The sequence below is a fragment of the Streptococcus sp. 2154 genome (assembly GCF_013277255.1).
Taxonomy (GTDB): Bacteria; Bacillota; Bacilli; order Lactobacillales; family Streptococcaceae; genus Streptococcus; species Streptococcus pseudopneumoniae.
Genome location: NZ_VMMK01000018.1, coordinates 12,755 through 37,359 on the forward strand (window position 1 = coordinate 12,755; position 24,605 = coordinate 37,359).

Annotated in this window: 24 protein-coding genes and 1 pseudogene; 17 read left to right on the plus strand and 8 right to left on the minus strand. The window is 40.0% G+C overall.

Translation table 11 applies throughout. The annotated features are described in order from the left end of the window. The first annotated feature begins 60 nt into the window (after positions 1-60). From HT693_RS01815 to HT693_RS01865, 11 genes and pseudogenes are all read left to right on the plus strand, one after another. Positions 61-1,287 carry an MFS transporter gene (locus HT693_RS01815; RefSeq protein ID WP_023935536.1) on the plus strand — a complete coding sequence of 409 codons (1,227 nt, stop codon included), beginning with the start codon at positions 61-63 and terminating at the stop codon, positions 1,285-1,287. A 158-nt stretch (positions 1,288-1,445) separates the two neighbouring features. Beyond that, positions 1,446-2,141: an AzlC family ABC transporter permease gene (locus tag HT693_RS01820; protein WP_172924716.1), complete on the plus strand. Its 696-nt coding sequence runs from the start codon at positions 1,446-1,448 to the stop codon at positions 2,139-2,141. After that, positions 2,131-2,454: an AzlD domain-containing protein gene (locus tag HT693_RS01825; RefSeq protein ID WP_000253927.1), complete on the plus strand. Its 324-nt coding sequence runs from the start codon at positions 2,131-2,133 to the stop codon at positions 2,452-2,454. Before HT693_RS01820 ends, HT693_RS01825 begins: the two co-directional genes overlap by 11 nt. A 256-nt stretch (positions 2,455-2,710) precedes the next feature. After that, positions 2,711-3,541, plus strand: a complete 831-nt coding sequence (locus HT693_RS01830; protein ID WP_172924718.1) for an amino acid ABC transporter substrate-binding protein — start codon at positions 2,711-2,713, stop codon at positions 3,539-3,541. A gap of 153 nt (positions 3,542-3,694) precedes the next feature. Then, the gene (locus HT693_RS01835; protein ID WP_172924721.1) at positions 3,695-4,549 is read left to right on the plus strand and encodes a MetQ/NlpA family ABC transporter substrate-binding protein; all 855 of its coding nucleotides are present in this window, start codon (positions 3,695-3,697) and stop codon (positions 4,547-4,549) included. 96 nt (positions 4,550-4,645) lie between these two features. Then, complete coding sequence (locus tag HT693_RS01840; RefSeq protein WP_000231811.1) at positions 4,646-6,019, plus strand: M20/M25/M40 family metallo-hydrolase; 1,374 nt, start codon at positions 4,646-4,648, stop codon at positions 6,017-6,019. Then, a complete protein-coding gene (locus tag HT693_RS01845; RefSeq protein WP_000085652.1) occupies positions 6,012-7,073 on the plus strand; it encodes a methionine ABC transporter ATP-binding protein in 1,062 nt (353 codons plus the stop codon). The genes HT693_RS01840 and HT693_RS01845 overlap by 8 nt, the downstream gene beginning before the upstream one ends. Before the next feature lies 1 nt (position 7,074). Continuing rightward, positions 7,075-7,767, plus strand: coding sequence for a methionine ABC transporter permease (locus tag HT693_RS01850; protein ID WP_000444653.1), 693 nt, complete (start codon positions 7,075-7,077; stop codon positions 7,765-7,767). Positions 7,768-7,897: 130 nt separating this feature from the next. Beyond that, positions 7,898-8,767: an Rgg/GadR/MutR family transcriptional regulator gene (locus HT693_RS01855; RefSeq protein WP_166727335.1), complete on the plus strand. Its 870-nt coding sequence runs from the start codon at positions 7,898-7,900 to the stop codon at positions 8,765-8,767. Between the two features lie 185 nt (positions 8,768-8,952). Continuing rightward, positions 8,953-10,197 carry an MFS transporter gene (locus HT693_RS01860; RefSeq protein WP_166727336.1) on the plus strand — a complete coding sequence of 415 codons (1,245 nt, stop codon included), beginning with the start codon at positions 8,953-8,955 and terminating at the stop codon, positions 10,195-10,197. A gap of 22 nt (positions 10,198-10,219) precedes the next feature. Continuing rightward, positions 10,220-10,438 (plus strand): annotated as a pseudogene (locus HT693_RS01865) (hypothetical protein); the annotation flags it as partial. A gap of 255 nt (positions 10,439-10,693) precedes the next feature. Here HT693_RS01865 and HT693_RS01870 read toward each other — a convergent pair. Continuing rightward, positions 10,694-11,263 (minus strand): MptD family putative ECF transporter S component, encoded by a 570-nt coding sequence (locus HT693_RS01870; RefSeq protein ID WP_166727337.1) that lies wholly within the window; start codon positions 11,261-11,263, stop codon positions 10,694-10,696. A gap of 134 nt (positions 11,264-11,397) precedes the next feature. Here HT693_RS01870 and HT693_RS01875 point away from each other — a divergent pair, with 134 nt between their 5' ends. The 5 genes from HT693_RS01875 to nrdI all read left to right on the plus strand — a co-directional run bounded on the left by HT693_RS01875 (position 11,398) and on the right by nrdI (position 16,094). Next, positions 11,398-12,012 carry a YesL family protein gene (locus HT693_RS01875; protein WP_119946711.1) on the plus strand — a complete coding sequence of 205 codons (615 nt, stop codon included), beginning with the start codon at positions 11,398-11,400 and terminating at the stop codon, positions 12,010-12,012. After that, positions 11,990-13,660 (plus strand): sensor histidine kinase, encoded by a 1,671-nt coding sequence (locus tag HT693_RS01880; RefSeq protein WP_318971829.1) that lies wholly within the window; start codon positions 11,990-11,992, stop codon positions 13,658-13,660. The genes HT693_RS01875 and HT693_RS01880 overlap by 23 nt, the downstream gene beginning before the upstream one ends. Positions 13,661-13,671: 11 nt before the next feature. Beyond that, positions 13,672-14,958, plus strand: a complete 1,287-nt coding sequence (locus HT693_RS01885) for a response regulator transcription factor (RefSeq protein ID WP_050261263.1) — start codon at positions 13,672-13,674, stop codon at positions 14,956-14,958. Positions 14,959-15,018: 60 nt separating this feature from the next. Next, positions 15,019-15,552 carry a hypothetical protein gene (locus tag HT693_RS01890; protein ID WP_023932471.1) on the plus strand — a complete coding sequence of 178 codons (534 nt, stop codon included), beginning with the start codon at positions 15,019-15,021 and terminating at the stop codon, positions 15,550-15,552. 77 nt (positions 15,553-15,629) lie between these two features. Continuing rightward, complete coding sequence (gene nrdI / locus HT693_RS01895; protein WP_138705952.1) at positions 15,630-16,094, plus strand: class Ib ribonucleoside-diphosphate reductase assembly flavoprotein NrdI; 465 nt, start codon at positions 15,630-15,632, stop codon at positions 16,092-16,094. Positions 16,095-16,280: 186 nt separating this feature from the next. Here nrdI and HT693_RS01900 read toward each other — a convergent pair whose 3' ends face one another. From HT693_RS01900 to HT693_RS01910, 3 genes are all read right to left on the minus strand, one after another. Then, positions 16,281-17,543, minus strand: coding sequence for an NRAMP family divalent metal transporter (locus tag HT693_RS01900; RefSeq protein WP_100104346.1), 1,263 nt, complete (start codon positions 17,541-17,543; stop codon positions 16,281-16,283). 205 nt (positions 17,544-17,748) lie between these two features. Beyond that, positions 17,749-18,207, minus strand: coding sequence for a DUF3021 domain-containing protein (locus HT693_RS01905; protein ID WP_000745054.1), 459 nt, complete (start codon positions 18,205-18,207; stop codon positions 17,749-17,751). Continuing rightward, a complete protein-coding gene (locus tag HT693_RS01910) occupies positions 18,204-18,644 on the minus strand; it encodes a LytTR family DNA-binding domain-containing protein (RefSeq protein WP_172924723.1) in 441 nt (146 codons plus the stop codon). The genes HT693_RS01905 and HT693_RS01910 overlap by 4 nt, the downstream gene beginning before the upstream one ends. 205 nt (positions 18,645-18,849) lie before the next feature. Between HT693_RS01910 and mutL the strand changes: the two genes are divergently transcribed. Then, positions 18,850-20,799, plus strand: a complete 1,950-nt coding sequence (gene mutL / locus HT693_RS01915) for a DNA mismatch repair endonuclease MutL (protein WP_172924724.1) — start codon at positions 18,850-18,852, stop codon at positions 20,797-20,799. A gap of 324 nt (positions 20,800-21,123) precedes the next feature. Here the strand turns inward: mutL and ribE (HT693_RS01920) are convergent, their stop codons facing one another. The 4 genes from ribE (HT693_RS01920) to ribD are packed head-to-tail and all read right to left on the minus strand — an operon-like array spanning position 21,124 to position 24,537. Next, a complete protein-coding gene (gene ribE / locus HT693_RS01920) occupies positions 21,124-21,591 on the minus strand; it encodes a 6,7-dimethyl-8-ribityllumazine synthase (RefSeq protein WP_001099502.1) in 468 nt (155 codons plus the stop codon). Further along, positions 21,592-22,797 carry a bifunctional 3,4-dihydroxy-2-butanone-4-phosphate synthase/GTP cyclohydrolase II gene (locus tag HT693_RS01925; protein WP_138704593.1) on the minus strand — a complete coding sequence of 402 codons (1,206 nt, stop codon included), beginning with the start codon at positions 22,795-22,797 and terminating at the stop codon, positions 21,592-21,594. A gap of 19 nt (positions 22,798-22,816) precedes the next feature. Beyond that, a complete protein-coding gene (gene ribE, locus HT693_RS01930; protein WP_000493842.1) occupies positions 22,817-23,452 on the minus strand; it encodes a riboflavin synthase in 636 nt (211 codons plus the stop codon). Next, positions 23,437-24,537: a bifunctional diaminohydroxyphosphoribosylaminopyrimidine deaminase/5-amino-6-(5-phosphoribosylamino)uracil reductase RibD gene (gene ribD, locus HT693_RS01935; protein WP_001284096.1), complete on the minus strand. Its 1,101-nt coding sequence runs from the start codon at positions 24,535-24,537 to the stop codon at positions 23,437-23,439. Before ribD ends, ribE (HT693_RS01930) begins: the two co-directional genes overlap by 16 nt. Positions 24,538-24,605: the final 68 nt, after the last annotated feature.

The window sequence follows — 24,605 nt, forward strand, 5'->3', positions numbered from 1 at the left end:
AGTAGTATCGCGGTCTATTTCTGGGGAAAGATTCCCATTTGAACTTAAAAAGGAGTTATAATGAAAGTATTTCTTCAAAATAGAGATTTTAGGCAATTAACCATCAACCAGTGGATTTCAACGGTTGGGGATACGATTTTTTATCTGGCCTTTTTGAATTATGTGGCAGACGCCTCTTTTGCTCCTTTGGCGATTTTACTTATCACGATTTCAGAAACCCTGCCCCAAGTTCTACAAATCTTTCTGGGAGTTTTGGCGGATTTTCAACATCATCGTGTCTTGAAATATACAATTATTAGTTTTGCAAAATTTTTGCTTTACTCTATAGTGTCCTTATCGCTTTCAGGGCAGTCCTTTTCCTTAGTACTAGTAGCCTTTATTTGTCTGATTAACCTCTTGTCTGACACATTGAGTTATTTTTCAGGCGCCATGCTCACTCCGATTTTCATTAGAATTATTGGACAAGACCATCTGGCAGAAGCTATTGGATTTAAACAGTCAACTGTTAGTTTAGTGAAAACAATCAGTAATATTTTAGGAGGAGTCTTATTAGGTATTCTATCCATCCAGTTTATTTCCTTACTGAACGCTCTTACCTTTTTAATCGCATTTTTAGGTATCCTATTCATAAAAACTGACCTCTTGAAAGTAGAAAAAACGATTAGCTATCAAGAAGGACTCTCTGTAAAATCCTTTTGCCAGCATTTGCTCCAATCATCGAAATTGATATGGAATATGAATAAGGTGCTCTTAGTTTTGTTTATTATTTCTATTAGTCAAGCAGTGATAAATGTTACAGTTCCTGTTTCTACTCTGTTTTTGAGGAATCAACCCTTTTTGAATTTACAAACAGGTCAATCTCTTGCCTTGCTATCCACTTTTGAACTGTCAGCCCTGATTGTCGGAAGTCTTGTAAGTGGCTATCTGAAAAATACGATTTCTATAAAAACAGCTCTCTATGCCTCACTTGTCATCCAATTGCTTCTTCTAGTAGGATTTGCCACAGTTCGTTTTGACTGGATTCTTATCTTTAGTACCTTGGATGCCTTTTTCGCAGGTGTTCTCTCTCCTAGATTGCAAGAACTCGTCTTTAAACAAATACCTGAGGAGTCAATGGGAGCAGTTCAATCTTCTATCGGTGCTATTACGGTTGTTTTACCTAGCTTATTTACAATAGCTTTGGTAACCATTGCTACTAGCTTTGGAACTCTGGCAGTTAGCTTTGTTTTATTGCTATTTCTTCTAGTTGCCTTTGTCATGCTTCTGAATATCCGTGAAAGTATTTAGCGGAGAATTTGTTTAATATATGTTTGAGACTGGATTGCCAGTCTTTTTATGATGGTCAAAATCAGCAGACTTTTTTCTCTTTCCTGAATGTGTTATAATAGTCCATGCTGTGGCTGGAGCCTTTTCAGCCCATTTATTAAGACAATATGAGGAGAAAGATGAAAGAAAAAGGATTTTGGGAGGGGGCGCAGGCAGCCATGCCAACGGCCCTTGGTTATGTCAGTATCGGCCTGGCCTGTGGGATTATTGGTGCGCCCTATGTGACACCTGTAGAGATGGCCTTGATGAGCCTCTTTGTTTATGCTGGGAGTGCCCAGTTTGCCATGTTGGCACTGATTGCGGTTCAAGCTCCTGTGGCAGCTATTGCTATGACGGTTTTTCTAATCAATTTGCGTCTCTTTTTGTTGAGTTTGCATGCGTCGACCTATTTTCGTCATACCAGTCTTTGGCACAATATCGGTATGTCTAGTATCTTGACAGATGAGATCTATGGTGTTTTGATGGGAGAATTGGCCCATACAGACAAGGTCAATCCTATGTGGATGCACGGAAACAATCTCAACAGCTATGTGGCTTGGTTTGTGGGGACAGTAGCCGGAACGGCTCTGGGTGGTCTGTTACCAAATCCAGAAATCTTTGGTTTAGATTTTGCCCTAGTTGGGATGTTTATCGGTATTTTTGCTTCGCAATTTCAGATTATGCAAAGACGGATTCCTGTCCGCAATCTGCTCATTATCCTAGCAGTTGTTGCGGTGTCCTTCTTTTTACTCTTGACAGTGGTGTCTCAGTCGCTAGCTGTTCTCTTTGCGACGCTACTTGGTTGTAGCATGGGGGTGGTTTTAGATGGTCAGTAAGTATCTTTTATTAGCAGTTATTTTCTCTGGTCTTGTGACCTGGATTCCCCGTATGATTCCCTTCATCTTGGTCAAGTATAAGGGCTTGCCTGCGATCGTTGAGCGTTTTTTGAAGTTCTTGCCCGTCTCTATTATTTTTGCCTTGATTCTTTCAAGCGTAGTGGCAGGTAAGGTTGGAAGTTTGCCTCAAATCAAATGGCTGGACTTCTTAGCCGTCTTTCCAACAGCTTGGGTAGCCTTTCGCTACCGCAATCTAGTCGGAACAGTTCTCTTTGGAGTGGTCTTGATTGCCGTCTTGCGTTTGGTCTTTTAATACTCTCCGAAAATCTCTTCAAACCACGTCAGCTTTGCCTTTCCGTAGGTATATGTAACTGACTTCGTCAGTCTTATCTCCAACCTCAAAACAGTGTTTTGAGCAACCTGTGGCTAGCTTTCTAGTTTGCTCTTTGATTTTCATTGAGTATAAATCAGCCATAAAGAAAACTTATCACAGAGATAGATATCATATAATGGCGTAAATGGTCTTTTTCTGTTAAGATTATAAGGTATTCTATTTTGGAGGAAATGACATGAAAAAAATCGTTAAATACCCATCTCTTGCGGCCCTTGCTCTTGTTGCTGCAGGTGTGTTAGCAGCTTGCTCAGGTGGTGCTAAGAAAGAAGGAGAAGCAGCTAGCAAGAAAGAAATCATCGTTGCAACCAATGGATCACCAAAGCCATTTATCTATGAAGAAAATGGCGAATTGACTGGTTACGAAATTGAAGTGGTTCGCGCTATCTTTAAAGACTCTGACAAGTATGATGTCAAGTTTGAGAAGACAGAGTGGTCAGGAGTCTTTGCAGGACTTGATGCCGACCGTTACAATATGGCTGTTGCCAACATCAGCTACACTAAAGAACGTGCTGAAAAATACCTTTATGCAGCTCCAACTGCTAAAAACCCTAACGTTCTTGTAGTGAAAAAAGATGACCCTAGCATCAAATCGCTTGATGATATCGGTGGAAAATCAACAGAAGTTGTTCAAGGGACAACTTCTGCTAAACAGCTAGAAGACTACAACAAACAACATTCAGATAATCCAACTGTCCTAAAGTATACTAAAGCAGACTTCCAACAAATCATGGGACGCTTGAGCGATGGCCAGTTTGACTACAAGATTTTTGATAAAATCGGTGTTGAAACAGTCATCAAGGACCAAGGTTTGGACAACTTGAAAGTGATCGAACTTCCAAGCGACCAGCAACCTTACGTTTACCCACTTCTTGCTAAAGGTCAAGATGAGTTGAAAACGTTTGTGGACAAACGCATCCAAGAACTCTACAAAGATGGAACTCTTGAAAAATTGTCTAAACAATTCTTCGGAGGCACTTATCTACCAGCAGAAGCTGATATTAAATAATTTCTTGAAATCATCCATTCTGATTCAGATGGGTGATTTCTCAGTTCTTAGATATATAGTTTTAAACTATATATCTGACTATCTAATAACAATTTGTGAAATAAAACAAAGTATGAGATACTAGTACGGTATTATTTTTAAGGAGAAAGAATCATGAAAATCAAAAAATGGCTTGGCCTAGCAGCCCTTGCTACAGTCGCAGGTTTGGCTCTTGCAGCTTGCGGAAACTCAGAAAAGAAAGCAGACAATGCAACAACTATCAAAATCGCAACTGTTAACCGTAGCGGTTCTGAAGAAAAACGTTGGGATAAAATCCAAGAATTGGTTAAAAAAGACGGTATCACTTTGGAATTTACAGAGTTCACAGACTACTCACAACCAAACAAGGCAACTGCTGATGGCGAAGTAGACTTGAACGCTTTCCAACACTATAACTTCTTGAACAACTGGAACAAAGAAAACGGGAAAGACCTTGTAGCGATTGCTGATACTTACATCTCTCCAATCCGCCTTTACTCAGGTTTGAATGGAAGTGACAACAAGTACACTAAAGTAGAAGACATCCCAGCAAACGGAGAAATCGCTGTACCGAACGATGCTACAAACGAAAGCCGTGCGCTTTACTTGCTTCAATCAGCTGGCTTGATTAAATTGGACGTTTCAGGAACTGCTCTTGCAACAGTTGCTAACATCAAAGAAAATCCAAAGAACTTGAAAATCACTGAATTGGATGCTAGCCAAACAGCTCGTTCATTGTCATCAGTTGACGCTGCCGTTGTAAACAATACCTTCGTTACAGAAGCAAAATTGGACTACAAGAAAGCACTTTTCAAAGAACAAGCTGATGAAAACTCAAAACAATGGTACAACATCATTGTTGCGAAAAAAGATTGGGAAACATCACCTAAGGCTGATGCTATCAAGAAAGTAATCGCAGCTTACCACACAGATGACGTGAAAAAAGTTATCGAAGAATCATCAGACGGTTTGGATCAACCAGTTTGGTAATAAGAAACAGGGAGGTGGGAGAGAAAATTCCACCTCTTGCTTTTGTATAGAGCATGGATTGTCAGGAAGAGTAGTTCATAGAAAGGTAGAGAGAATATGGTTTTTCCTAGTGAACAAGAACAGATTGAAAAATTTGAAAAGGATCATGTAGCCCAGCATTATTTTGAGGTTTTGCGTACCTTGATTTCTAAGAAGTCGGTCTTTGCCCAGCAGGTTGGACTTAAGGAAGTCGCAAACTATTTGGGTGAGATTTTTAAGCGTGTTGGGGCTGAAGTGGAGATTGATGAGACTTATACAGCGCCCTTTGTCATGGCGCATTTCAAGAGTTCGCGTCCAGATGCCAAGACCTTGATTTTCTATAACCACTATGACACTGTGCCAGCGGATGGGGATCAGGTCTGGACAGAGGATCCCTTTACGCTTTCGGTCCGCAATGGCTTCATGTATGGGCGTGGGGTTGACGATGATAAGGGTCATATCACAGCTCGTTTGAGTGCTTTGAGAAAATACATGCAGCACCACGATGACCTGCCTGTCAACATCAGTTTTATCATGGAGGGAGCGGAGGAATCCGCTTCGACAGATCTGGATAAGTATCTGGAAAAACATGCGGATAAACTCCGTGGCGCAGATTTGTTGGTCTGGGAACAAGGGACCAAAAATGCCTTGGAACAGCTGGAAATTTCTGGTGGAAATAAGGGGATTGTGACTTTTGATGCCAAGGTAAAAAGCGCTGATGTCGACATTCACTCTAGTTATGGTGGGGTTGTGGAATCAGCTCCCTGGTACCTCCTTCAAGCCTTACAGTCTCTTCGCGCTGCAGATGGCCGTATCTTGGTTGAAGGCTTGTACGAAGAAGTTCAAGAACCAAATGAACGAGAAATGGCCTTGCTAGAAACTTATGGTCAACGAAACCCAGAGGAAGTTAGTCGGATTTATGGATTGGAGTTGCCTCTCTTACAGGAGGAGCGGATGGCCTTTCTAAAACGTTTCTTTTTCGAGCCGGCCCTTAATATAGAAGGAATCCAGTCTGGTTATCAAGGTCAGGGTGTTAAGACTATTTTGCCAGCAGAAGCCAGTGCCAAGCTAGAGGTTCGTCTGGTTCCGGGCTTAGAACCGCATGATGTTCTGGAAAAAATTCGGAAACAGCTAGACAAAAATGGCTTTGATAAGGTAGAATTATACTATACCTTGGGAGAGATGAGCTATCGAAGCGATATGAGCGCGCCAGCCATTCTCAATGTAATCGAGTTGGCCAAGAAATTCTATCCACAGGGCGTTTCAGTCTTGCCGACTACAGCTGGGACAGGGCCCATGCATACGGTCTTTGATGCCCTAGAGGTGCCAATGGTGGCCTTTGGTCTAGGAAATGCCAATAGCCGAGACCACGGTGGAGATGAAAATGTGCGAATCGCCGATTATTACACCCATATTGAATTAGTAGAGGAGCTGATTAGAAGCTATGAGTAGAGATATTATTAAGTTAGATCAGATCGATGTGACTTTTCATCAAAAGAAGAGAACCATCACAGCGGTCAAGGATGTGACCATTCACATCCAAGAAGGGGATATTTACGGAATTGTTGGATATTCTGGAGCAGGGAAATCAACCCTTGTACGGGTGATTAATCTCTTGCAAAAGCCATCTGCAGGGAAAATTACCATTGACGATGATGTGATTTTTGATGGCAAGGTGGCCTTGACGGCAGAGCAGTTACGTCGTAAACGTCAAGATATCGGGATGATTTTCCAGCATTTTAACCTGATGAGCCAGAAGACTGCAGAGGAGAATGTAGCCTTTGCCCTTAAACACTCTGGACTCAGCAAGGAAGAAAAGAAGGCTAAAGTAGCTAAGTTGTTGGACTTGGTTGGCTTGGCAGACCGTGCTGAAAACTACCCTTCACAATTATCTGGAGGGCAAAAACAGCGTGTGGCCATTGCGCGTGCCTTGGCCAATGATCCAAAAATCTTGATTTCAGATGAGTCAACGTCTGCCCTTGACCCTAAGACAACCAAGCAGATTTTGGCCTTGTTGCAAGATTTGAACCAAAAATTAGGCTTGACTGTTGTCTTGATTACGCATGAAATGCAGATTGTCAAAGACATTGCCAATCGTGTGGCAGTTATGCAGGACGGACATTTGATTGAAGAGGGTAGTGTCCTTGAAATCTTCTCAGACCCTAAACAACCTTTGACTCAAGACTTTATCTCAACAGCCACAGGTATTGACGAAGCCATGGTCAAAATCGAGAAGCAAGAAATCGTGGAATACTTGTCTGAAAATAGCATTTTGGTACAGCTCAAGTACGCAGGTGCTTCAACAGACGAGCCACTTTTGAATGAATTGTATAAGCATTACCAAGTAACGGCTAATATCCTCTATGGAAATATCGAAATTCTCGATGGTACTCCTGTTGGAGAATTAGTTGTGGTCTTGTCAGGTGAAAAAGCAGCGTTGGCAGGTGCCCAAGAAGCCATTCGTCAAGCAGGCGTACAGCTAAAAGTATTGAAGGGAGGACAGTAAGATGGAATCATTGATTCAAACCTATTTGCCAAATGTCTATAAAATGGGCTGGGCTGGTCAAGCAGGCTGGGGAACAGCCATCTACCTAACCCTTTATATGACAGTTCTTTCCTTTATCATCGGAGGGCTCTTGGGACTGGTGGCAGGTCTTTTCCTTGTCTTGACAGCGCCAGGTGGTGTCTTGGAAAATAAGGTCGTCTTCTGGATTTTAGATAAGATTACCTCTATTTTCCGTGCGGTTCCTTTCATCATTCTCTTGGCAGTCTTGTCACCCTTCTCTCATCTAATCGTAGGAACAAGCATTGGTCCAAATGCAGCTATCGTACCCCTATCTTTTGCGGTCTTTGCCTTCTTTGCCCGTCAAGTGCAGGTTGTCTTGGCTGAATTGGATGGTGGTGTCATTGAGGCGGCTCAAGCGAGCGGAGCGACTTTCTGGGACATCGTGGGTGTTTACCTATCAGAAGGTCTTCCAGATTTGATCCGTGTGACGACTGTGACCTTGATTTCCCTTGTTGGGGAAACAGCTATGGCGGGTGCGGTTGGAGCTGGTGGTATCGGTAACGTAGCCATCGCTTATGGATTTAATCGCTACAATCACGATGTGACCATCTTGGCAACCATCATTATCATCTTGATTATCTTTACAATCCAATTCTTGGGAGACTTCTTGACCAAGAAATTGAGCCATAAATAAAAAAGGGCTAGGCAATCTGTACATCATTCATAGGAGTTGTCGTTATCGTCAAGACTTGAAATTTTCTGTACTGGTTGCTATCAATCATCACTTTTATGAGTTAGAGAGTTAAGCATTGTGGGGAGTCAATATGCAAAATCTGGGAGAAGTTTTTAAAGAATTGAGAAAGAGTCGGAATGTATCCCTACAGGAGGCGACGGGAGGAGAGTTTACTTATTCCATGCTGAGCAAATTTGAGCGTGGAGAAGCAGACTTATCATCTATGAAATTGATTACTGCCTTAGATAACATCCATTCTGATTTGAATGAATTTATGTACTTGGTACGTGGTTTTTCTCAGAAAAAGGTTTTGGCTTTTCAAGAAAATATCTGGGATTTATATGACAGAGAAGGGATTGATTCTCTCCATTCCTTGTATGAAGAGACGACTCAAAAGTATAGATCAAGTGGTGAAAAAAGCTATCTTTTACAAATGATTCGTATCAAAAGCCTTCTTGTGTTTTTTGATTCAGAAATAAGGGCAACGGATGAAGAACTGACTTTTCTCTATGACTATTTTTTTACTATTGATATCTGGGGAAATTATGAATTGGAACTATTTTCAACGATTTCTACTTTGTTTCCTCTGCCCCTCTATTTTAAATATTCTAGGGAGATGTTGCAAAAGACGGATTTATTAGGCTCTTTACCTAGTAACAAAGTTGGTATTGACACCATTTTAATTAATGGACTCTTTAAAGCGATAGAGGAAAAGGATAAATTAAAAGCAGATTATTTTATCTTTCAGATTGAAAAACGAGAATTGCCAGAATCTCAAGCTTATCTTAAAATCATTTATATGATTGCTAAAGGGTATTATGATACTATTTTTAATGTAAAAAATAAGGGTCTTGAAAAAATCCAGAGAGGCATTACAATCTTACAAGATTTAGAGTATGTAGATGGTGCAAGATACTATGAAAACTATTTTGCAAATCAGCTTTCAAATAAAGATTTGTAATATATTCTCGTTACATCGACTGATGAAAAATAAATGGATTTGTAGATGGAGTGATAAATAGCAGTATCTAGGAGCTAGAGTTCCTATTTTCAGAAAAAATATATTACAAAAAAGTGGGGAGTCCCGCTTTTTTTGTTATACTGGCTTCAATAGAATACTCTTTGAAATATGGAGAAAGGCCTGTTATGAAACTATTCTTAAGACATCATTTATTTAGAATACTGACCTTATCGAGGTTTTTGAGCTCAAGTGGAGCTTATATTTATAATCTGGTATTTATCGTTTATGCTGCGAGTCTACCCTTTAAAAATATAGCTGTATTTATGGCGAATATGATTACGATTTTACCTTTCCTATTTACTTTTTATGTTGGGATTAAGGCTGATCATACTCGGAATAAAGCAGGGACAATTATCTGGGTTGGTTGTGTGCAAAGTCTCCTATTTCTTTTGATTGCTAGTGTGATTCATGATCAGAACTTCGTAACGTTTGCTGTTATCTGTATGGTTAATATCTGTTCGGATATTTTATCAGATTATACAGCAGGCCTTCGTATGCCGATTATCCAGCATAATATTTCGGAAGATAAGCTCTATGAAGCTTATTCCTTTACTCAGTTTGTCTCCTATTTATCAAATCTAGGAGGTCAAGCCTTAGGAGTGTGGTTACTCACAACCAGCAATCAAAATTTTTCTTTTGTTGCAATTGTGAATGCTGGCTTCTTTTTACTATCTTCTCTTATGTTGTTCAAAAATAGAAGAGAATTGACGTATTTGTCTGTAACGGTAGAGAATGAGTCGATTAGTTTACTTCAACAAGTTAAGGCAATCTATGCGGACATGGATGATATCTTTAGGCAAAGAGAAAGTAAATCTTTGTTTAAAATGATCCTTGTCATTTTGGTAATGAATACTTTTGGAGGAGCTGTTGGAGGTATTTATCACTTTTACTTATTAGACCATACTATCTATCATCTCAGCTATGCTCAAGCCCTATTTTTAATTGAATGTGTTAGCTTGGGAGGAGCTATTCTTGGTAGCCTAACCCCCAATGATTATTTTGGTAAATGGTCGTTTTCAAGTTTGCTATCGCTCAATGCAAGTCTGTTTGTCTTGCTTGCTACTGCTAATATTTTAGATTTTTCTCCTCTAGTAGGTGTTGCCTGCTTAACCTTTGTCATGTATTTGATGTCGAAATCAATGCCTAAATTAGATACTCTGTTATTGTCTAATTTGAGCGCGGATGTATTAGCTCGAAGTAATAATCTCTTGAGTATGATTGTTTCCCTAACATTACCTTTGGGGATGTCTGTATTTTCCTTCTTAGCTTTGCAAGATATCAGGCTTTGTTGGTGGGTATTTTTGGTAGTGAGTGTGATAGGGTTGATTTTATCACTAGAAAAAAGAAGTTTTTCAGGTAAAAAAGTTTAATCTAGGCAAATCAGGCTTACTAGAAGGTCTTCCAGATTTGATTCGTGTGACGACTGTAACCTTGATTTCCCTTGTTGGGGAAACAGCTATGGCTGGTGCGGTTGGAGCTGGCGGTATTGGTAACGTAGTCATCGCTTATGGATTTAACCGCTACAATCACGATAAAACTATCTTGGCAACCATCATTATCATTTTGATTATCTTTAAATTCATACTCAATGAAAATCAAAGAGCAAAGTAGGAAACTAGCCGCAGGTTGCTCAAAACACTGTTTTGAGGTTGGAGATAAGACTGACGAAGTCAGTTACATATACCTACGGCAAGGCGACGTTGACGTGGTTTGAAGAGATTTTCGAAGAGTATCAATTCTTGGGAGACTTCTTGACTAAGTCTTGAGCCATAAATAAAATAGGCTCCATAAGATCTATAGGGGATTTACCCACTACAAATATTATAGAGCCAAATAAAAAAGAGCCGCCTGGCTCTTTTTAACTAATCAGATTTTCTGGGCAAATTTTTTACTCAAGGCTTGTCCAATTAAGGCACCCACTAGGGCTCCGATGACAATACTTGCGATAAATAGAAGGACAGTTCCAGGGTTTGGAGCGACCATGATACGGTCGATATATTCTTGGGATTTTCCTCTTGCTAGAAGGGTTGCCATATAGGCTTTGGGGGCAATCCACATAAGCAAGATTGGTCCTGTTGTACTAAAGGCAAAAATAAGGAAAGAAAGGAAGTTCTTTGTTTGGTCCTTGTATTTTCCGAGGTTAGCTACTCCATCTGCTAGCAGCCCACAGATAATTCCAGGAAGGAAGGCACCGGCACCGTGTTTAGTTCCCAAGAAAAAGAGAGCAATGACAAGGCCGATAGTGGTAATGGCTCCAAAGCGTGGAACTTTTGCGACCAGAATCATATAGACGCTACCGCCTACAAGGGCAGTAAAGGCAGGCGCATAAAACATATTTCCAGTTTGGTCAAGGAGATTGCCCAAAAGGACACCAATCCCCATGCTGAGGAAGTAAAGAACTGCAAAAAGCAGTGTAGTTAAGATAGATTTTTTCATGAATTGTCTCCTGATAATTTTTTCACAATTCTCATTTTACCATGGTTTGGTGGGATTGTAAATGGATACTAGAAGTTTTTGAAAACGCTTGAAATATGATATAATGGTTTCATAGTTATTTTTAGGAGGGTATCATGGGGAGATTTTTAGACTTTGTCTTTAATCGTTTCTTTTTAGGGATGATTGCGACAGCCTTCTTTTGGCTATTAACTTTAGCAGGAGGGATTATCCTTGGTCTAGCGCCGGCTAGTGCCACCTTGATGAGCTTGTATGCAGAACATGGTTATAGCTTTCGGGAATACAGTTTGAAGGAGGCTTGGTCTCTTTATAAGCAAAATTTTGTATCAAGCAACCTGATTTTCTATAGCTTTTTAGGAGTGGATTTAGTTTTGGTCTATGGCTTGTATCTCTTGGTGCAATTGCCTCATCAGACTATCGTTCATTTGATTGCGACCTTTTTGAATGTCCTAGTAGTTGCCCTGCTCTTTTTAGCCTATACAGTATCTTTGAAATTACAAGTTTATTTTGACTTGTCTTATCGAAATAGTCTCAAACTATCCTTGATTGGCATCTTTATGAGTCTAGCAACTGTGGCCAAGGTTCTCCTTGGGACCGTGCTACTTGTGGCAATTGGTTACTATATGCCTGCCCTACTTTTCTTTGTAGGAATTGGGATATGGCATTTCTTTATCAGTGATATGTTGGAACCGGTCTATGAAAGTATCCATGAAAAATTGGCGACAAAGTAGGATGAAGCAGTTTTGGCTACATACACTTCTAAGAACCTACAGTTCAGTGATGATCATTATTATTGCGAGTTTTGCAATCTTACTCTCTTACGCTGACTGGGATTCACGGGAAAAGGAAGCTCAGAGAGTGGCCCAGCGTGTAACTGCTAGAACAGTGAGTGAAATTGAATATTACCATAGAGAGTCAACCCAGATAGCTCAGGCTTTAGTTGAAAATCAAGCTCGTATTGAGGGAATCTATAAATACTTTAGCCTCAGCATGCCAGACTATTTTTACTGGCAATTAGAGCGGAAAGCTTCGCCTTATGTATCAGTCTCTCTGCATGAAAATGTTGATGATCTCTATGTTCGAAATGATTTTGTAACTGGAGTGGCCATTGCTTTTCAAGATTACAAGGAAGTCTATGTTTCTACTAAAGACAAACGTAGTGGAGAAAAAATCAGGGCTGAGGATTTCAAACCAGCAGGAAATAGTTTTGCCATTCCGGTGTCAGATCCAGTGTCAGATCAAGATTTAGGAGTGATTTACATCTCCTTGGATCCTGCTGTTTTATACCATGCCATTGATAATACTAGAGGTCATACTCCGATGGTAGTAACAGTGACCTCACCTTTTGATACGGAGATTTTTAATATTGGTGAGACAGTTGATAAGGAGAGTGAAAATTGGCTAGTTGGCTTAACTTCTCATGGTTATCAGGTTCAGGTGGCAGTTCCAAAAAACTTTGTTTTACAAGGAACAGTGACTAGCTCTGCTTTGATTGTGAGCTTGAGCCTTCTCTTTATTGTCATTCTTTATCTGACTTTGAGGCAGACTTTTGCTAATTACCAAAAGCAGGTAGTGGATTTAGTAGAATCCATTCAAGTCATTGCTCAAGGCGAAGAGGGGCGTCGGATTGACATTTCCGAAAAAGATCAGGAATTACTCCTAATCGCGGAGACGACCAATGATATGTTGGATCGATTGGAAAAGAATATCCATGATATTTACCAGTTAGAGCTTAGTCAAAAAGATGCCAATATGCGAGCCCTGCAGGCGCAAATCAACCCTCATTTTATGTATAATACGCTGGAGTTCTTGCGCATGTATGCAGTTATGCAGAGTCAAGATGAGTTGGCAGATATCATTTATGAGTTCAGTAGTCTCTTGCGTAACAATATTTCTGACGAAAGAGAAACACTCCTCAAACAGGAATTGGAATTTTGCCGTAAATACAGCTATCTCTGCATGGTTCGCTATCCCAAGTCCATTGCCTATGGTTTCAAGATAGATCCAGAGTTAGAGAATATGAAGATTCCCAAGTTTACCTTGCAACCGCTGGTAGAAAACTATTTCGCGCATGGTGTTGACCACAGGCGGACAGATAATGTGATTAGCATCAAGGCTCTTAAACAGGATGGTTTTGTGGAAATTTTGGTGGTCGATAATGGTAGAGGAATGTCGGCTGAAAAGTTGGCAAATATCCGAGAAAAATTAAGTCAGAGATATTTTGAACACCAAGCCAGCTACAGTGATCAAAGGCAGTCTATCGGGATTGTCAATGTACACGAGCGTTTTGTGCTCTATTTTGGAGACCGCTATGCCATTACTATAGAGTCTGCAGAGCAAGCCGGTGTTCAGTATCGTATTACAATTCAAGATGAGTAGAAAGGGAGAAAATGTATAAAGTATTATTAGTAGATGATGAGTACATGGTGACAGAAGGTCTGAAGCGTTTGATTCCCTTTGATAAGTGGGATATGGAGGTCGTCGCAACAGCCAGTCATGCCGATGAAGCTCTAGAATATGTTCAGGAAAATCCTGTCGATGTCATCATTTCCGATGTCAATATGCCAGACAAAACAGGGCTTGATATGATTCGGGAGATGAAAGAGATCTTACCAGATGCTGCCTATATCCTGCTCTCAGGTTATCAGGAGTTTGATTATGTAAAAAGAGCAATGAATCTTAGTGTGGTGGACTATTTGGTCAAGCCTGTTGATAAGGTAGAGCTGGGAAATCTGCTGGAGAAGATTGCAGGTCAGCTCGGCGAGAGAGGGAAGAAAAGTCAGACTCTTAGTCAAGAATTAGACGAGGCTGGATTTGTTAGTTATTTAGGGGATAAGGAGAATTGGTGGATAGGTCTATCCAAGGAAAAACAAGGTTCCTTCACCATTCCCTACTATGTCTTGGGTCAAGACTGGCAGATTTTTATTTCTGACCAACCCCTAGATGGCTTAGTTGTTACACCTTTTGAAGCTCCTTATCAAGAACACTTTGAACGCTGGAAGCTGAATGCTGAGAAAACCCTCTTTTACGGTTCTGTAAATTTGCAGCAGTATGAGAGTCTCTTTGCCTATTACGAACCGATTTATAGGGTTATCATTCAGGGAAATCTCAATCAAATCGTAGAAGAGTTAAATCTCTTGGAGAAGGTAGTTCTTGAAAATACACCGCGTGTTCCGATTACTAAACAGCTTTTTATTCAGTTTGTCATGGATGTTTTCCATTTATTTGAGCATCTCAAAGCTGATGACCTGACAGACATCGTCAAAACCATTCATGCTATTCAATCCTTCGATGAATTGGTTTCTTATATCAAGGAAACTCTGACCAGCTTTTTCGGTCAATACCGTATGAATGAAAATGTGGTCAGTGTGCTGGAAGTCATTGGTCGTGATTACCAAAAAGAGCTTTCCCTCAAGGATATCAGTAAGGCTCTCTTTATCAATCCTGTCTATCTAGGGCAGTTGATTAAGCGAGAAACCGATTCGACCTTTGCAGAGTTACTAAACAAACAACGTATTAAGGCTGCCCAGCAGCTCTTGCTTTCAACCAGTGACAGTATCGAAGATATTTGTTATGCTGTTGGTTACAGTAACCTTGGATATTTCTATAAAGTGTTCCGAAAATTGTGCGGAAAATCGCCAAAAGCTTACCGAAAACAGGTAGAAACGATACTATAAGATTTGTATTCCTTTGCAAAAAGTGCTATAATATGAATAATATTATCAGGAGGTTCTATTATGAAAAAGAAACCAATTTATCTATGGGTCTTGCTAATCTTGTCTGCCCTTATTTCAGCTATGTCTCTGTTTGGAATGTTGAGTCCCTTACCTAGCAAAGAAGCCCTTCGTGCCGCTCAGAAACAAGTTGCAGGGGTCAGTGCTCAGCAATTAGAAGACAACATCAATTACAGCTATAGAGTAGCAGAATCAACTCATTCTATTTTTAATATGGCCTTGATTGTGCTATCTGCTATTTTAGTTGTAGTAGCGATTGTCTTCCTTGTTCGTAAGAATTTGCAATATGCAAACTATACTTATGTCGGCTATGTTTTGCTAGCCATTATTGGTTCGATTTATGGCTATGTTAGTTTACAGGACGCTGTGCAGTTAGTTCACGATGAGACCATGCGTTTAGGGATAAGTGTTATTTCACAAGCCGTTAGCATTCTCTCTATCGTCATCAATGTTCTCTTCCTAGCCCTTGTCTTCTATAAGATGTGGCGACAACAGAAAGCCTTGGCAGAAGAAGAGGAAGCAGAAAATCTTGCCTAAGTATTGACAAAAAAGAACTATCAAGATACAATCTTGGTAGTTCTTTTTCGATTAAAAATAAAATCATGGAGGTACATATGAAGACAATTTCTTTAGTTTATATTAGTCTGAGTGGCAATACTGAAAGTTTTGTGACGCGCTTGAAAGACTATCTCTTGTCCCAGTACGAGGGGATTGAGGTCCAAAAGATTCATATCAAGGATTTGGTCAAGGAAGGTCACGATTTCTATGAAATGGACCACCCTTACGTCGCCTTTCTACCGACCTACCTTGAAGGTGGGAATGGCGTGGATAATGGAGATGTAGAGATTTTGACGACACCAGTAGGGGATTTTATCGCCTATGGTGACAATGCTAGTAAGTGTTTTGGCGTGGTTGGCTCAGGAAATCGTAACTTTAATAACCAATACTGCCTGACAGCTAAGCAATACAGTCAACGTTTTGGTTTCCCTGTCTTGGCTGACTTTGAAATGCGAGGCATGCTGGAAGATATCAAACGTGTCGCAGCGATTATCGCAGATTTGTATGAGTTGGAAAAATAGAATTAAAGTCAATATAAGAGGCGCTTGGGATTTTTCAACTGTTTTTTTGAGTATAAACAGTCTGTGAGAACGTAAAAAAGCATAAGTTCAGGTCTTCAAAACCTTGTTCTTATGCTTTTTATCATAGAAATATTTGCTGCATTTTCTCTTGAAATGAAACCTTATCTTCATCTCGCGCTTTGTCGATTATCCTGCTTTTCCGATTGCGAGTGCGTAGATAAAGAAGATGGCGAAGCCAAAGAGGAAAATCAATCCCGCAATGGCAAGGTGTTTGAGCCAAGAAGGAAGATTTTTGTTTTCACGTGTTACCAAGGCGTAATTCAAAAGAGCAAAGAAAGGTGTTGTCAGGAAAGAGCCAATCATGGCAAAGCGGAGCATGGTTGAAACCTGACCAGCGAAGAACTTGATAATGATGATACCAATGATAGCAGTGATGGTCATCCAGATGTTCAAAGATTTACGATTGTCCTCTTTTTGACTGATTAGCAGTCGGAGAGATTCCTGATTAACGCGAGAATAGCCATCGATAACAGTTATAACTGTTCCAAAGATACAGAGGAAGGCAATAAAAGTAATCAAGTAACGGGACCATTCGCCAAGAACAGAGGCATACATGCCCACGAATTGAGAGATGTATTTGACTGAAGCAGCTTCAACCGCCTGCCCTGTAGGATACTGAATCAGTGCTCCCAGTGCTACAAAGAAGACGGCTAGGATAGCTGTTCCAATATAACCAGTGTTAAAGTCAAACAGAGCATCTTCTGTGTTAAAGTTGACGGTCTTTCTCTTTTCAGCTGACCAAAGCGAATTGATAGCTGAAATTTCAATAGGAGCCGGCATCCATCCTAGGAGGGAGACGATGAAGGGCAGAGCTGCCATTTGCCAAGGTGTCTTCTCGACAAAATCAGAACTGTATTCTGGATGCTTGACCGCTGCGATGATAACTGCAAGAACAGTTGCAATGGTTAAGGCAGACATAATCCATTTGACCATGCCGTCTAAAAGTTTGTAGCCTCCAAAGAGTAGCATAGCCCAAATGATTGCAACGAGAATGAGGGACCACTGAGTAATGCTAAGTCCAATCATTGGGAAGGCACTGGCGATGATAGCTGAGCACAGAATGGCAACACCAGCCGTGTTGACCATAGCCGAAAAGACATTGAGGATAAAGAAAATCCAGAGATAGAGTTTTCCTTTTTCGGCATAACCTTCAACCAAAGTCTTTCCAGTATCAGCTGTGTATTCAGCACCAAAACGGAAAAATGGATATTTAAAGACATTGGCTAAGATGACCAAGAGAAGTAGAGACCAACCGTAAGAACCGCCAGCTTGAGTTGAGGATACAATGTGGGAACCTCCAACAGCGGCAGTTGCCATTAGGATTCCAGGTCCCATTGCTTTTAGCTTGCTTGCCCAGGTTGATTGATTTAAGGAAATAGCTTGCGACATGATAAATACTCCTTTTTGAATTTTCAGAATAATCTGTATATGTAATCTATATTCTACAAAAAATTTTTGGAAAATGCAAGAATATTTTGAAAAAAGATAGAAAATTTACAAAGAAGATCTGAAAATAACTGTTATGATAGTAAGGTGCAGCAGGATAAAGCAAAACCGAGAAGTTTCTTTCTCGGATTTGCTTATTATGAGGTTCCTATTTTCTATGCTCCAAGAGTTGATTGATGTGATCTACTTTTTTAGCCTCTCTTTTATAGAGAATAGCCCAGATGATGAGATAGACAATCGCAAACTCGATAATGAGCTGGAGGTAGAAAATCCAGTGGAAAGGGAACCAACCAGCAAGAGTTGCTAGTGGGACAAAGCCAGCCAGCATAAGGAAGAAATGAGTCAGAGTGGCACGAAGCATGCTCCAGTCACGGCTGAATAAGCGGTTGCCAAAGTTGAAGAGCATACCGATGGCTGCCCAGATAAGTGTGCAGTAGAGCAAGACCAGGGCACCGTGAACCTGATGCTGATCCATCACTTGGCCGATGAGAGAGTAGGGATTTAGTGGTGCGTAGGTATTTGGTGCATAAATGAGTGAAAAGAGGATGGAGAGGATGAGGCCGATAAGAACACCGGCAGCTGCATCGTGAAATACTTGTTTTTTCATAGTTCTAATTTCTCCTTGATGGTTTTTAGATAACGGCGTGAAGAGTAGGTGAAGCTTTCGTTTTTTAGAAAGATTTCTACCAGACCGTTGGGTGTGAGCTTGAGATGAGAGATGGAGTCGATATTGACGATTTCTGATTGGGAAATTTGGATAAAATTGCTTGGCAGAATTTCAAGGACCTGATAGAGCCGTAAATCAATGTTGTAGGTCTGACTTGCTGTTTCTGCTAGAACCTTCCGATTTTCGATATAGAAGCGTTGAATCTTGCCAATCTTAACGAGATAGACCTGACTATCGATTTTCCCTTTGATTTTTTCTGTTATATCCAGATTTTCTGCGAACTCGATGACTTTCTGGACTTTTTCGGTCTCTTGAGGTGCTTGGACAATCAATTTTTCCTCCTCGTAAGTTTCACTAATCTGTAGTTCTACTTTCATAAATTTCTCTCCTTGTTTTTCATACAAAATTGTGATCACTTCTTGTACACCTTTATTAAACACTATTTTACAGCCTATGGCAAGGGCCTTTGTCTATGTGGAGGAATTTGGCTCCTATGTGGCGCTTGCTTTTCTGTCCTTTCTGAAATATGGTATAATAGCACTATCAATTTCTAGGAAAACAGATACAGAAAGGGGCTGAAAGATGTCTCATATTATTGAATTGCCAGAGGTGCTGGCAAACCAAATCGCGGCTGGAGAGGTCATTGAACGTCCTGCCAGTGTGGTCAAAGAGTTGGTAGAAAATGCCATTGACGCGGGCTCTAGTCAGATTATCATTGAGATTGAGGAAGCTGGTCTCAAGAAAATCCAAATCACAGATAATGGTCATGGAATTGCCCACGATGAGGTGGAGCTGGCTCTGCGTCGTCATGCGACTAGTAAGATAAAAAATCAAGCAGACCTCTTTCGGATTCGGACGCTTGGTTTTCGTGGTGAAGCCTTGCCTTCTATTGCGTCCGTCAGCGTTTTAACTCTTTTGACAGCAGTTGAGGGCGCAAGTCACGGAACCAAGCTCGTCGCGCGTGGGGGTGAAGTTGAGGAAGTCATCCCAGCGACTAGTCCTGTGGGAACCAAGGTTTGTGTGGAGGATCTCTTTTTCAACACGCCTGCCCGTCTCAAGTATATGAAGAGCCAGCAAGCAGAGTTGTCTCATATCATTGATATCGTCAACCGTCTGGGCTTGGCCCATCCTGAGATTTCTTTTAGCTTGATTAGTGATGGCAAGGAAATGACGCGGACAGCAGGGACTGGTCAACTGCGTCAAGCTATTGCAGGGATTTACGGTTTGGCGAGTGCCAAGAAGATGATTGAAATTGAGAATTCTGACCTTGATTTCGAAATTTCAGGTTTTGTGTCCTTGCCTGAGTTAACTAGAGCCAACCGCAACTATATCAGTCTCTTCATCAATGGCCGTTATATCAAGAACTTTTTACTCAATCGTGCTATTCTTGACGGCTATGGTAGTAAGCTCATGGTAGGCCGTTTTCCACTGGCTGTCATTCACATTCATATCGACCCTTATCTAGCGGATGTCAATGTGCATCCAACCAAGCAAGAGGTGCGGATTTCTAAGGAAAAAGAACTGATGACGCTGGTCTCAGAAGCTATTGCAAATAGTCTCAAGGAACAAACCTTGATTCCAGATGCCTTGGAAAATCTTGCCAAATCGACCGTGCGCAATCGTGAGAAGGTGGAGCAAACTATTCTCCCACTCAAAGAAAATACGCTCTACTATGAGAAAACTGAGCCGACAAGACCTAGTCAAGCTGAAGTAGCCGATTATCAGGTAGAATTGACTGATGAAGGACAGGATTTGACTTTATTTGCCAAAGAAACCTTGGAGCAATTGACCAAGCCAGCAAAACTGCATTTTGCAGAGAGAAAGCCTGCTAACTACGACCAGCTAGACCATCCAGAGTTAGATCTTGCTAGCATCGATAAGGCTTATGACAAACTGGAGCGAGAAGAAGCATCCAGCTTCCCAGAGTTGGAATTTTTCGGGCAAATGCATGGAACCTATCTCTTTGCCCAAGGGCGAGATGGACTCTACATCATAGACCAGCATGCGGCTCAGGAACGGGTCAAGTACGAGGAGTACCGTGAAAGTATTGGGAATGTTGACCAGAGCCAGCAGCAACTCCTAGTACCTTACATCTTTGAATTTCCTGCGGATGATGCCCTGCGTCTCAAGGAAAGAATGGCACTTTTAGAGGAAGTGGGCGTCTTTCTAGCAGAGTACGGAGAAAATCAATTTATTCTACGTGAACATCCTATTTGGATGGCAGAAGAAGAGATTGAATCAGGCATCTATGAGATGTGCGACATGCTCCTTTTGACCAAGGAAGTTTCTATCAAGAAATACCGAGCAGAGCTGGCTATCATGATGTCTTGCAAGCGATCTATCAAGGCCAATCATCGTATTGATGATCATTCAGCTAGACAACTCCTCTATCAGCTTTCTCAATGTGACAATCCCTATAACTGTCCTCACGGACGTCCTGTCTTGGTGCATTTTACCAAGTCGGATATGGAAAAGATGTTCCGACGCATTCAGGAAAATCACACCAGTCTCCGTGAGTTGGGGAAATATTAAAAGTATAAAAAAGTCTGGGAAAAATTTTCAAAATCAGAAAAACGCATAAAATCAGGTGTTCAAAAACCTTGATTTTATGCGTTTTATCATAGAAATATTTACTTCATTTTTTCCTAATTCTTTTCGAAACTCTTTTTAAACCACGTCAGTTTTATCAGTAATCTCAAAACAGTGTTTTGAGCTAATTTTGCCAGTTTTGTCTGTAACATCGAAGTTGTGTTTGACCACTCTGCGACTGGTTTCCTAGTTTGCTCTATGATTTTCACAGAGTATTAAATTGCGATTTTGCCAAGTTTCTTTATTCGTCTAAAAGTAGAGTCTGTTCTATGCGTCTAATGTACGAATTAGGTTGACCATTTCAATAGCCCCTTGTGCACACTCAGAACCCTTATTTCCTGCTTTAGTACCAGCTCGTTCTATGGCTTGTTCAATTGTATCTGTCGTTAGCACACCAAACATAACAGGAATTTCGCTATTTAAACTGATTTGGGCGATTCCCTTAGATACCTCGCTACATACATAATCATAATGACTTGTATTCCCTCTAATGACAGCTCCCAAGCAGATAATTGCATCATATTTTTTACTTTTTGCCATTTTTGATGCAATCAGTGGTATTTCAAAAGCTCCTGGAACCCAGGCTACCTCGATATCTTTCTCGTTTACATTCTCTCTTTTGAGATTATCTAGTGCTCCAGATAATAATTTTGAAGTTATAAATTCATTAAATCTCGCTACAACAATACCTATTTTAATATTGTTTGCTACTAAATTACCTTCATAAGTGTTCATTTATTTTTCCTCCATATTTAAAATGTGACCCATTCGATTTTTCTTTGTTTCTAAATAAAAACTATCGTAAGGATTGGCTTCTATTTCGATTGATATTCTACTGGAAATGGTAATTCCATATTTTTCTAACTGTTCAACCTTGTCAGGATTATTTGTCAGTAAATGAAGTGACTGAAGTCCCAGATCTTTAAGCATTTGTGCTCCAATATGATATTCTCTTAAATCACCTTCAAAGCCTAATGCAAGATTGGCATCAAGCGTATCCATGCCTTGATCTTGTAAATGATAGGCTTTTAATTTATTGATAAGTCCAATTCCTCGTCCCTCCTGTCGCAAGTAAAGTAAGACACCCGAACCATTCTCAACAATCATTTTCATAGCTTTATCGAATTGCTGTCCACAATCGCAACGTAAAGAGCCTAAAACATCCCCTGTTAAACATTCGGAGTGGACCCGACATAATACATTGGCTTCATCCTCTATGTTTCCCATAATAAGAGCAAGATGATGTTCCCCATTTAGTTTATCTATATAGCTAATTGCTTTGAAATTACCGTATCTAGTAGGCATATTGATAGTTGAAACTCGTTCTACCAGCTGATCATATACTTTTCTATATTCTTGTAATTCTTTGATGGTAATTAGTGGAATGTTGTGTTTCTTCGAGAACTGAATTAAATCATCTGTTCTCATCATTTTGCCATCATGATTCATTATTTCACAACATAGGCCACACTCTTTTAGTCCAGCTAATTTTAATAAATCAACAGTTGCTTCTGTGTGTCCATTTCTTTCTAGAACACCACCTTTTTTTGCAATTAAAGGAAACATGTGTCCTGGCCTGCGAAAATCAGAGGGTGTTATATCTTCAGCTACACACATACGTGCGGTCAGTCCTCTTTCCTCGGCAGAAATACCTGTGGTCGTTTCTTTATAATCAATTGAAACTGTAAAAGCAGTCTTATGATTATCTGTATTGTTTTCAACCATAGGTGAAAGCATTAATTGATTAGCTAAACTTTCGCTCATGGGCATACAAATTAATCCTTTGGCATAAGTAGCCATAAAATTAACATTTTCTGTTGTAGCTGCTTGTGCAGAACAAATTAAGTCTCCTTCATTTTCTCTATCCTTGTCGTCTATAACAAGAACAAGTCGTCCCTTCTGCAATGCTTCTAATGCTTCTTGTATTTTTCGATATTCCATTGACTGATTATCCTTTCTGCTAAAATCCATTTTGATATAATAGTTCCTTAGATATTTCTGATTTTGGAGAGTTATCCATCAGTTTTTGCACATATTTACCTAAGATATCATTTTCAAGATTTACTGTACTCCCGACTTGTTTACTCTTAAGAATGGTTTGTTCCAAGGTATGAGGGATAACAGATACTGAAAAGTTTACTTTGGAGACTTTAGCGACAGTCAGACTAATGCCGTCAATTGTAATAGATCCTTTTTCAACTATTAAATCTAAAATTTCTTTTTGTGTGTTGATTTGATACCATACAGCATTATCATCTTTTTTTATTGACGAGATTTTTCCTGTACCATCAATGTGTCCTGTAACGACGTGACCCCCAAGTCGACCGTTGACAGATAAGGCTCTTTCTAGATTCACCTCACTTCCATGTTTTAATAGAGTAAGAGCTGTTCGACTCCATGTTTCATTCATTACATCAACTGTAAAGGATTGATGATTGAAATGAGTAACTGTAAGACAGATACCATTTACTGCTATACTATCGCCTAAATGGATATCCGTTAATATTTTTGAGGCTTTAATTGATAGTTTACAATTACGAGAGTCTTTCTGTATTCTTTCAACTTTTCCGATTTCTTCAATTATTCCTGTGAACATGGATAAATCACTTCACTTTCTATGAGATAGTCATTTCCTATTTGAGAAAAAGCATAAGGTTTCAATCTAATAGCGTCATTTGGCAAAGAAATGCCTTCACCTCCGACAGGAAACTTGGCACTGCCTCCAAAAATTTTTGGTGCAATATATATTTTCAGCTCATCAACAATTTGTTGTTCCAAAGCACTCCAATTCATTAGACTGCCCCCTTCTAGAACTAGGCTATCAATCTGCATGTTTCCTAGATGTTGCATTAAACTCGATAAGTCTATATGATTGCCTTTTTTCTTTATGGAAAGTATTTCACAGCCATGATTTTGATATAGCTTCATTTTATTTTTGTCTTCAGAGGAAGTGGCAATGTAAGTTTTAATATCATTTGCTGTTTTTACGATTTTAGAGGTAAGAGGAGTTCGTAAATGTGTATCGCATATGATACGGATAGGATTTTTCCCTTCCTCCAATCTACATGTCAGCAAAGGATCGTCTTGAATAACAGTATTGACTCCCACCATAATTGCACTAACATGGTGTCGTAACTGATGCACATGCTTTCTTGCTTCTTCTTCAGTAATCCATTTGGATTGATTTGTTTTAGTGGCTATTTTTCCATCCATTGACATTGCATATTTCATAAAAACATAGGGTACATGCTGGGTAATATACTTTCTAAAACTTTTTATTAAGTTAAGACACTCATTTTCTAAAATTCCAACAGTAACTTGAAGATTATTTTCCTCAAGTATCTTTACTCCTTTTCCAGATACAATAGGATTACAGTCTAGGCTTCCAATGACTACTCTTGTAATACCACTATCGATTATAGCATCTATACAGGGAGGTGTTTTCCCGAAGTGACAACAGGGTTCAAGTGTTACATAAAGCGTCGCTCCGACAGGGGATTCTCTACAGTTTTTAAGAGCATTTCTCTCAGCATGTGGGCCACCAAAAAACTCATGATAACCTTGTCCGATGATGTGATTATCTTTTACAATAACTGCGCCGACCATAGGATTGGGATTGACGTAACCAGCCCCTTTTTGTGCCAGTTTTATTGCTAATTTCATATATTTTGAATCGCTCATCTCACTACCTCCAAAAAAAATATACCTTGAATAGGGGACTACTCAAGGCATACAAAAGAAAACTTATG

Excerpts from the sequence above, each read along its gene's own strand:
- HT693_RS01925 (WP_138704593.1), bottom strand. The coding sequence starts at position 22,797 with ATGGAATATCGAAAAATACAAGAAGCATTAGAAGCATTGCAGAAGGGA.
- HT693_RS01855 (WP_166727335.1), top strand. The coding sequence starts at position 7,898 with ATGCAAAATCTGGGAGAAGTTTTTAAAGAATTGAGAAAGAGTCGGAAT.
- HT693_RS01825 (WP_000253927.1), top strand. The coding sequence starts at position 2,131 with ATGGTCAGTAAGTATCTTTTATTAGCAGTTATTTTCTCTGGTCTTGTG.
- HT693_RS01910 (WP_172924723.1), bottom strand. The coding sequence starts at position 18,644 with ATGAAAGTAGAACTACAGATTAGTGAAACTTACGAGGAGGAAAAATTG.
- HT693_RS01845 (WP_000085652.1), top strand. The coding sequence starts at position 6,012 with ATGAGTAGAGATATTATTAAGTTAGATCAGATCGATGTGACTTTTCAT.
- HT693_RS01860 (WP_166727336.1), top strand. The coding sequence starts at position 8,953 with ATGAAACTATTCTTAAGACATCATTTATTTAGAATACTGACCTTATCG.
- ribE (WP_001099502.1), bottom strand. The coding sequence starts at position 21,591 with ATGAACACTTATGAAGGTAATTTAGTAGCAAACAATATTAAAATAGGT.
- HT693_RS01900 (WP_100104346.1), bottom strand. The coding sequence starts at position 17,543 with ATGTCGCAAGCTATTTCCTTAAATCAATCAACCTGGGCAAGCAAGCTA.
- HT693_RS01820 (WP_172924716.1), top strand. The coding sequence starts at position 1,446 with ATGAAAGAAAAAGGATTTTGGGAGGGGGCGCAGGCAGCCATGCCAACG.
- HT693_RS01870 (WP_166727337.1), bottom strand. The coding sequence starts at position 11,263 with ATGAAAAAATCTATCTTAACTACACTGCTTTTTGCAGTTCTTTACTTC.
- HT693_RS01830 (WP_172924718.1), top strand. The coding sequence starts at position 2,711 with ATGAAAAAAATCGTTAAATACCCATCTCTTGCGGCCCTTGCTCTTGTT.
- HT693_RS01890 (WP_023932471.1), top strand. The coding sequence starts at position 15,019 with ATGAAAAAGAAACCAATTTATCTATGGGTCTTGCTAATCTTGTCTGCC.
- HT693_RS01850 (WP_000444653.1), top strand. The coding sequence starts at position 7,075 with ATGGAATCATTGATTCAAACCTATTTGCCAAATGTCTATAAAATGGGC.
- HT693_RS01835 (WP_172924721.1), top strand. The coding sequence starts at position 3,695 with ATGAAAATCAAAAAATGGCTTGGCCTAGCAGCCCTTGCTACAGTCGCA.
- ribD (WP_001284096.1), bottom strand. The coding sequence starts at position 24,537 with ATGAGCGATTCAAAATATATGAAATTAGCAATAAAACTGGCACAAAAA.
- HT693_RS01880 (WP_318971829.1), top strand. The coding sequence starts at position 11,990 with ATGAAAAATTGGCGACAAAGTAGGATGAAGCAGTTTTGGCTACATACA.
- HT693_RS01885 (WP_050261263.1), top strand. The coding sequence starts at position 13,672 with ATGTATAAAGTATTATTAGTAGATGATGAGTACATGGTGACAGAAGGT.
- ribE (WP_000493842.1), bottom strand. The coding sequence starts at position 23,452 with ATGTTCACAGGAATAATTGAAGAAATCGGAAAAGTTGAAAGAATACAG.
- mutL (WP_172924724.1), top strand. The coding sequence starts at position 18,850 with ATGTCTCATATTATTGAATTGCCAGAGGTGCTGGCAAACCAAATCGCG.
- HT693_RS01875 (WP_119946711.1), top strand. The coding sequence starts at position 11,398 with ATGGGGAGATTTTTAGACTTTGTCTTTAATCGTTTCTTTTTAGGGATG.
- nrdI (WP_138705952.1), top strand. The coding sequence starts at position 15,630 with ATGAAGACAATTTCTTTAGTTTATATTAGTCTGAGTGGCAATACTGAA.
- HT693_RS01905 (WP_000745054.1), bottom strand. The coding sequence starts at position 18,207 with ATGAAAAAACAAGTATTTCACGATGCAGCTGCCGGTGTTCTTATCGGC.
- HT693_RS01840 (WP_000231811.1), top strand. The coding sequence starts at position 4,646 with ATGGTTTTTCCTAGTGAACAAGAACAGATTGAAAAATTTGAAAAGGAT.
- HT693_RS01815 (WP_023935536.1), top strand. The coding sequence starts at position 61 with ATGAAAGTATTTCTTCAAAATAGAGATTTTAGGCAATTAACCATCAAC.